A 6,802-nucleotide genomic window follows, 5' to 3' on the forward strand; every position below is an offset into this window, starting at 1 on the left:
ACGAAACGGGATGAGAAGAGCGTCGATCAGATCACCGGATTATGCCGACCACGACAGCGCGGAACCCGCCTCCCACCAGGGAACCCCCGCCATCATCGGCATAATCCTGATATCGGCATAATGGACCACACAGGTCTGGACGGTGGCTTTCGGCCAGGTCGCCTCGATCGCTTCGGGGAAGCCGGTCAGGCCGTCGCAGCACACGATCAGGACGTCACGGATGCCGCGGTTACGCAGCTCGGCGCACACCCCGGCCCAGAACTTCGCGCCCTCGTTGGCCTGGACCCAGATCCCGAGGACGTGTTTCACGCCGTCGAGATCGACCCCGACTGCGACATGAGCAGCCTTGTTGCGGACCTGGTGGCCGTCGCGGACCTTCACCACAAGCGCGTCGAGGTAGATGATCGGGTAGATCTCCTCCAACGGCCTGGCCTGCCACGCTTTGACCTCCTCGGCGACCGCGTCGGTGATATTCGAGATGGTTTCGTGGGACAGCTCGGTGCCGATCGTGCGGGCCAGATGATGCTGAATATCGCGCACCGTCATCCCGCCCGCATAAAGGCTGATGATCATCTCGTCCAGGCCGCCGGCGCGGCGAGCGCCCTTGCGCACCAGGCGCGGCTCGAAGCTACCGGCCCGGTCCCGCGGCGTCGCCAACGCGACGTCGCCGACCTCGGTGGCGATCGTCTTCGGCGTCGTCCCGTTCCGGGCATTCGTCCCGTCACCCCGTTGGTGCTTGGCATAGCCCAGATGATCGGTCAGCTCGGCCTGCAGACCGCGTTCCAGCACCGCCTTGATCATCTCCGGCAACAAGCCACCCTCGCCGGTCAGCTGGACATCACCGGTCTCGACACGGTCGAACACCGCATCCAGCAGACCGGCCTGCACCATCTGCTCGACCGTCTCCCGCGCCGACGGCGGCGCCACCGGCGATCCGAACAGACCCGGCGCTGCCGGCTGCTCGTCCTTGGTCATAGTCATGGTCATACCTCTCATCGTTGGAGGAATCACTTACACAGACCATCTGACACCCCCTCGCGGTGGCCGTCATGGTTGACGCCGGTCGCGACCAGCACCACCGCGTTGACGACCCTGCCGTTCTCCCGCACCTTCATCGTCAACGCGTCCGCGGCCACGAACGTGAACGGGCCGGCGTCGGTCAGGGACCGGGTCCGGAACGCGGTCACCTGGGTGTCCAGGTCGGCAGCCATCCGTGACACCTGCGACTTCGACAAGCTGGTGATTCCGAGGGTGGCGACCAGCTTGTCCATCCGCCGCGTGCTGACGCCGAGCAGGTAACAGGTCGCCACCACCGAGATGAGCGCCGATTCGGCCCGCTTGCGGCGCTCCAGCAGCCACTCAGGGAAGTAGCTGCCGGTCCGCAGCTTGGGGATCGCGACATCGATCGTGCCGAGGCGGGTATCGAGCTCGCGGTGCCGGTAGCCGTTGCGCTGCACCAGCCGGTCCGGAGACGGCCGGCCGTACTCAGCACCACACACCGCGTCCGCTTCCGCGGACAACAACGCGTTGATCACTGTGCCCAGCAGGTGCCGCATCAGGTCGGGCGACGCGTCCCCCACGGCTTGGGACAACAGACGCGCAGGGTCGACAATATGAGGAGCGGTCATCGTGATGGTTCCTTTCGAGAGTGCTGTGAGATGTTCACTCGAAGGATCACGCGGTGACCGCGCTCACGTCCCGACGACATGCCGGGCCACGATCACACGAACCGCGCTACACCACTATGCGGGACTCAACTGGCCGGCGGCCGAGTTGGCTGGTGGCTCCCGGCATTCTGCTGGCCACGGCCGGAATCGCCTGGGTGGTCGGTGGGGACGCAGGCCTCGACCCGATGGGTATCGGCGTGAACATCGCTGCCAATCCAGTTCCCTATGTCCTGGCGCTGCTCGGCGCGACCGCGTGGGCCTGCTATTCGGTGCTCAGCCCCGTTCTGTCCGGTGGACGTGACGGAATCACGGTCTTCTTCACCGGCACCGCAGTCGCGCTCTGGGCGATCTATCTGGTGACCGGCGCCCCCGTTCCGCACCGTCCTTCGGCGGAAGCGATCGTCGCGCTAGTGTGTGCCGCCGCCGTGATCGGGGCCGGATACGCCTTCTGGAACATCGGCATCTTGCACGGCAACCTGACGGCGCTCGCGTCGGCCTCCTATGCGACACCGGTGTTGTCCTCGGCCATCGGGCCGTCCTGCTTGGCGCCACCCTCACGGCAAGCTTCTGGCAGGGGGTGTTGCTGGTCACAGTCGGCTCAGTGCTCAGCTGGTGGGCTACTCGACACACGGACGCCGGAACTCCCGATCACTGATCAGAGGGAGGGGGTCGCGCGGGACTTCGTGGCCGGGACGCCAGCTCGCCTTCCGCTATATGTCCGTAGTGTCCTCGGTCTTCTGGGCGGCCATCTTCGTCCAAAGAGCGAGATTATTGCGGGCCGTCAGGGCATTGGGGTGTTCGGCGCCCAACACGCGCTCCAGTATGGCCAGGAGTTCAGCCAACAAGGCGGCGGCACCGGCCGGGTCACCCGCCTCGCCTTGGCAATGGGCGAGGTTGTGGCGGGTGGCGAGGGTGGCGGGATGTTCGGCGCCCAATACCCGTTCCTGGATGGCCAGGAGCTCAGCGAACGAGGCGGCGGCGGCGGCCGGATCTCCCAGCTGGCGGCGCGAGCAGGCGAGGCCATGGTGAGTGCTGAGCGTATTGGGGTGTTCGGGGCCTTGCAGCTGTTCCTGGATGGGCAGAAGTTCGGCGAATGCTTCGGCGGCGCCGGCCGGATCTCCTGCTGCTCCGCGCCAGTAGGCGAGGTTGCCGCGAGTTCGCAGGGTGTCGGGATCTTCAGCACCCAGCACTCGTTCCTGGATTGCCAACAACTCGGCGAATGCTTCCGCGGCGCCGATCAGATCGCCCGCGGCCCCGAGAGAGTGGGCGAGGTTGTTGCGGGTAGTGAGGGTGTCGGGATGTTCGGCACCCAGTATCCGTTCCTGGATGGGCAAGAGTTCGGCGACTGCTCCGGCAGCACCCGTCATATCGCCCGCAAGCCCCCGTGAGTAGGCGAGGCTGCTGCGAGTTCGCAGGGTGTCGGGATGTTCAGTACCCAGTATCCGTTCCCGGATGGGCAGAAGTTCTGTCAGCGCGCCTGCGGCACCAGCCGGATCTCCCGCTTGCCCGCGCCAGCAGGCGAGATAGTGGCGGGCGGTGAGGGTGTCGGGGTGATCAACACCCAACTGGTTGCTGATCGGATCCAAGTATTGTTGCCACCGGTCCCGTGACGGCGCCGGCGACATTTGGGAGGACATAGCGGCCAAAGCTGCCACCGCTCCTGACGCGTCCCCGGAGGCTAACTCGTGACCGGCCCAGGCGTCCTCGGCGTAGCGGCGGGTGGCGTCGTCCCAGCCATTCCGATACAGAGTTCTCAGGGCGGTAGCGATCACGCGGTCCGGGTTGCCGACCGGACTCATGTCGGGTCCGTAACTGCGAGGGATCGGGCGATTTCGAGGTGGGCGTAGCCGAGGTGTTCGTCGGAGAAGCCGGCGCGGCCGCGGATGATCAGCGGGCCGAGGGTGGCGATGATGGTGCCGAGGTCGGCGTCGGTGATGTCGTGGTCGAGTTCGATCAGGGCTTGTTTCAGCACCACCAGCGGGAGGACCGGGCCGATGCCGGTGACGCCGAGTAGTTGGGCGATATCCTCGGTGATGGTGCGCAGCACCGAATTGGCGAGTCGTCCGAGAGCCTGGGTGAAGAAGGCGCGGGCGGCGGTGGCGAGGTCGTACGTACCCGGATCGTCGGTCAGCTGTTCGAGCAGACGCACCGTCAGCCAGCCGCTGTCGATGATCGCGGTCGTGTTCTGGGCCCTGACGTCCGCGAGCCACGGAGCACGGTCGGCGTCGGGCACATCGCCCCAGGTGGGTGGTTCAATCCGCGTGACCAAGCCATGTTCGGTGAGCCGCTCGGGCAGAGCGCGGTCGGTTTCGCGGACCCCTACGATCACCCGTAGTCGGTCGAGCCGGTCGTCCTGGGTGAGCGTGGTGACCAGGTCGAGGAACGGCGATTCCTGGTCGGAGTGGACCTGGTCGAGCCCATCGAGAACGATCTGTACCGGTTCCTTGGTCGGGTCGAGACTGCGGGCCAGCGGAAGGACTAGTTCGCGGTCGAGCAGGCTGGTGGTTCCGGGCAGCATCTTGGCTTTGATCTCTCCGTCGACCTGCTGCCGAGCCTGGGCAAAGGCGGAGGCGAACGCCGGCGTCTGCTCGTCACCCTGGTCGCCGCGCACGGTCGCGAGTTGGTCGGCGATCTCGACGATGACGGCGTCCGGTGTGGTGATCCGGCTGAGGAAAGCGGCCGCGCTGATGCTGCTGGCGGTGACCTGGCCGAACCGGTCCCGCTGCGGATTGATCAATGTGGCCAGCAGAGTGGTCTTTCCCGAACCTGCCGGACCGGTGACGATTCGCAGCCTGCTGTAGATGTGCTCCTTCACCCGTTGCAGCGCGACTTTCTGACTGCGGCTGAGCGAGACCTGTCCAGCGACCTGATCGAGCAGCCCGGCATCGGGACGGTCGAGCAGCGCGTGCCAGGCCCTGGTGCGATTGCGCAACAGCCACAATGCCGGATCATGGCCGCCGGCGAGATTGATATAGCCGTTCGTATACGACAGATGCGCCGGTGACTGTGTGGCACACACCGTCGCGAGCAGGGGATGAACATTGGCGGGATGGATCGTCTCGCCCGCATGTGCGATACCGGTCGTCAGGGCATCGGTGATGGTCTTGGTGAAGCAGCCGTTATAAGCGTTCCCGTCGTCCGACGCGACCAGCACCTCGAGACGGCCACCCAGTGGGTTGTCCAAGTCGAGCGCCGCCTGGATGGGGACGCCGCCGGCTGAGCAGGCATCCACTAGGAGGATCAGGCCGTTCAGGCCAACGGCGTCACTGCCGCCGAGCACCTCGGACAGGAACGGCACAAGATGAAGACTCGTCTCCGATGTCGGCTCATGTGACGAATCCCTGTACTGCAGATAGAAGGCAGGCGGTTGGTAGCGGCGCTCGCGGACAACCCCATGACCGAGGAACGACAACAGGAGCGTCTGCTGTCCGCGCGCTGCCTCGGCCACTGCGGCGAGGACCGTGTCCTTGACCTCTCTCGCGGTCGGGTTGAGCACCGGTCCCTCGACGACCCATTCGTCCTTCAGAGCCTGCGCCAGGCCGGCGGCGACCTCGGGCACGAAACCTAGCCGTTCGTCTTCCGGGGCTCCGTACTCGGATGCGATGACCAAGGCCCGACGCATAACCACCACCGTTGATGCAAGGATGAACCGACAAGCGAAAGCTACCGTTTCGGAGACGGCTATGGAGGGATGATGGCGCGGGTTGTTCTGGTCCATGGGATCGCCCAGTCGAAGGAGAGCGCCGACACCCTCGAATCCACCTGGCTGCCGGCGTTGGCGGGGGGCATCCGCAATGCCGGCCGTTCGGAACTGGCGGACCGGCTCTGGCGCGACCAGCATCCCGGAGACTTGACCGTCCGGATGGCGTTCTACGGCGACCTGTACCGCACCCGGGGCGCCCAAGGGGCGGCGGACGCCGAACCAACGGATCCAGAGGTCATCGAACTCGAGCGGCAACTCGCTCTTGCCTGGCTGACGGCGGCTGCCAAGCGCGCTCCGGACGCCAACGACCGCAGGATGGCGCAGCAAGCTATCGCGCAACTCACCCCGACCTCAGGAGCACAGGGCCTCGGTGCGGTGGGGTCGGTAGCTCTGGACAGGCTGGCGCGCATCCGCTGGCTTGCCCCGGTCGGATTCGGGTTCGCCGCTGCTTTCGTGAAGCGGGCACTGCGCGAGGTGAGCCTCTATCTCACCGATCCGACGATTCGCGGCACCGCCCAGAACCGGGTGCTGGAACAGATCGACGACGAGACCCAACTCGTGATCGCCCATTCCCTGGGCTCGGTCGTCGCCTACGAAGCTCTGCATCGCACCGACCAGAAGGTGTCGTTGATCACGATCGGATCACCGCTGGCGTTGCGGACCATCATCTATGAGCGGATCCAGCCGCAGCCACCGAGTGTGCCGCCGTCGGTCATGGGCTGGTCGGACTTCGCCGACCGCGACGATCTGATCGCTGTGCACACCTCGCTTCAGGACGATTTCGCCCCGGGAGCCCGCTCAGCGACATCGGTCAATCCGACCTTCCGGGTGGACAACGGTCGCCACGCCCACGATGCCGAGCACTACCTGACGGACAAGAGCCTCGGCCACGCCGCCGCCGAAGCGCTATCGCTATGACCCTGTCCCGTCGCGACCGCACACCCGATCAGGTCCTCGCCGCCGCCCTCCGCTCGCTGCAGGAGAAGGGCTGGGACGACGCCACCCGCCGTTACGCCGAGGACGCCTGGGCCGGTCACGAGTTGGCCGCCGGGGACGCCTCGGGCGCGGTCGTCGCGTTGGTAGCTGTGTCGTCCCGAATGTCGCCGACGGTGTCGCGGGACCGGTGGCAGCAGTATCTGGAACCGATCAGCGACCTGCTGGGTGTCGAGCATCCCGACACGCTGACCACCCGCCACAACCTGGCCTTCTGGCGCGGGCGAGCTGGTGATGCGGCTGGTGCCGCTGCCGCGTTCGCTGAGCTCCTCCCCATCCGGGAGCGGGTACTGGGCGTCGAGCATCCCGACACACTGCGCACCCGCAACAACCTGGCCTCCTGGCGCGGACGAGCTGGTGATGCGGCTGGTGCCGCTGCCGCGTTCGCTGAACTCCTCCCCATCCGGGAGCGGGTGCTGGGCGCCGAGCATCCCGACAC

4 protein-coding genes and 2 pseudogenes are annotated in these 6,802 nt (G+C 66.3%); 2 read left to right on the forward strand and 4 right to left on the reverse strand.

Annotated features, from left to right (window positions below):
- Positions 1-120 precede the first annotated feature (120 nt).
- The 4 genes and pseudogenes from QM619_RS04620 to QM619_RS04635 form a co-directional block, all read right to left on the reverse strand.
- Positions 121-981 (reverse strand): annotated as a pseudogene (locus QM619_RS04620) (IS256 family transposase); the annotation flags it as partial.
- A gap of 53 nt (positions 982-1,034) precedes the next feature.
- Positions 1,035-1,628 (reverse strand): annotated as a pseudogene (locus QM619_RS04625) (transposase); the annotation flags it as partial.
- Positions 1,629-2,377: 749 nt separating this feature from the next.
- Positions 2,378-3,466, reverse strand: a complete 1,089-nt coding sequence (locus tag QM619_RS04630) for a tetratricopeptide repeat protein (RefSeq protein ID WP_415104791.1) — start codon at positions 3,464-3,466, stop codon at positions 2,378-2,380.
- Positions 3,463-5,709: an AAA family ATPase gene (locus tag QM619_RS04635; protein WP_415104793.1), complete on the reverse strand. Its 2,247-nt coding sequence runs from the start codon at positions 5,707-5,709 to the stop codon at positions 3,463-3,465. Before QM619_RS04635 ends, QM619_RS04630 begins: the two co-directional genes overlap by 4 nt.
- Between QM619_RS04635 and QM619_RS04640 the strand changes: the two genes are divergently transcribed.
- Positions 5,686-6,288 carry a hypothetical protein gene (locus QM619_RS04640; protein WP_415104795.1) on the forward strand — a complete coding sequence of 201 codons (603 nt, stop codon included), beginning with the start codon at positions 5,686-5,688 and terminating at the stop codon, positions 6,286-6,288. The two genes, QM619_RS04635 and QM619_RS04640, sit on opposite strands and share 24 nt — an antisense overlap.
- On the forward strand, positions 6,285-6,802 hold a 518-nt coding region (locus QM619_RS04645), incomplete at its 3' end, for a tetratricopeptide repeat protein (protein ID WP_415104797.1). The genes QM619_RS04640 and QM619_RS04645, both read left to right, overlap by 4 nt.

This window comes from Micropruina sp. (genome assembly GCF_047606665.1).
GTDB lineage: Bacteria > Actinomycetota > Actinomycetes > Propionibacteriales > Propionibacteriaceae > Micropruina.